This is a genomic window from Snodgrassella sp. B3837 (assembly GCF_026535955.1).
GTDB classification, from domain to species: domain Bacteria; phylum Pseudomonadota; class Gammaproteobacteria; order Burkholderiales; family Neisseriaceae; genus Snodgrassella; species Snodgrassella alvi_E.
In genome coordinates this window covers 46,087-47,181 of the sequence record NZ_JAFNPI010000010.1, presented here as the reverse complement: position 1 = coordinate 47,181, position 1,095 = coordinate 46,087, and the positions used below count along the sequence as shown (strand labels likewise).

The following is a 1,095-nucleotide window of genomic DNA, read 5'->3' as shown; positions in this document are numbered from 1 at the left end:
AGGTCAATAAACTTAGTGGTATTGGTTATCGTTAATACAAGTTCACCTAACAATACAGGTATCAGCTCTTCTGAAATACGCGCCCTGACGTGAGAATGGACAAACCCTGGACTGTAATTCTCATAAAAAAATCCTTGTATAATAAAAGAATTATCGGGTAATATATACAAATTACATCTTTTTGTTTTCGGTTCCTTGTCCTTAGATGCTAATGCTTTAAAAATTTTTAACATTTACTATCCTTTGACCTGAAAACGAAATGCTGTATTTGCCCAAGTATAGCTACTGACACCATGTGCTGTATATCAATTTATTTTGAACAATTAAAAATCGAATCCATCTATTTTATATACCTTTTATTTACGCAAAAATCCTCAGAAATATGAAATTTCTGAGGATTTTATAATTAAGGTAACCTAACTACTGNNNATTGTATTGCTGTTAAGAGGCTAAATGCTCATAGTTACTGCGTTTGAGCAACGGAATTAAATGCTCATAAATACTCTCTGCGTCAGGAGAGCACGTTACCTCTTTATTGACAAGGAATCCAAATCCACCTCTACCGTAAAGGCCATATTCTGTTGGCGTAATCGTGATCACATTATTCTCCAATTCAATAAAGACATAAGCAGCCTCTTTTTCCAACCTTCTATAGTTCTTATAGCCAGCAAAGCTCAGAAAGGCCTTGGTATATGAATCGTGATCTTTTANNNNAGGTCAATAAACTTAGTGGTATTGGTTATCGTTAATACAAGTTCACCTAACAATACAGGTATCAGCTCTTCTGAAATACGCACTATATTACGAGAGTTCACAAAACCAGGACTGTGATTCTCATAAGAATAGCCTTGTATAATTACAGAGTTATCAGGTAATACGTATAAACTACATCCCTTTCTTTTCGGTTCCTTATGCTTAGATGCTAATGCTTTAAAAATTTTTAACATTTATCAGTCCTGTGACCTGAAGGCGAAATGCTGTATTTGCCCAAATATAGCTACTGACACCATGTGCTGTATACCAAATTATTTAGAACGATTAAAAATCGAATCCATTAATTTATATCTTTTTTTAATCAAGGTAACTTGAATACTA

General features: G+C 33.7%; 1 protein-coding gene (only partly in view). It reads right to left on the bottom strand.

All coding sequences use genetic code 11. From position 1 onward, the window contains the following. Nucleotides 1-233: part of a contact-dependent growth inhibition system immunity protein coding region (locus J3U67_RS03655; protein WP_267403861.1), annotated on the bottom strand (this coding region is incomplete at its 3' end). Its footprint begins 170 nt before the window's first position; the window shows 233 of its 403 annotated nt. Between the last annotated feature and the right edge of the window lie 862 nt (nucleotides 234-1,095).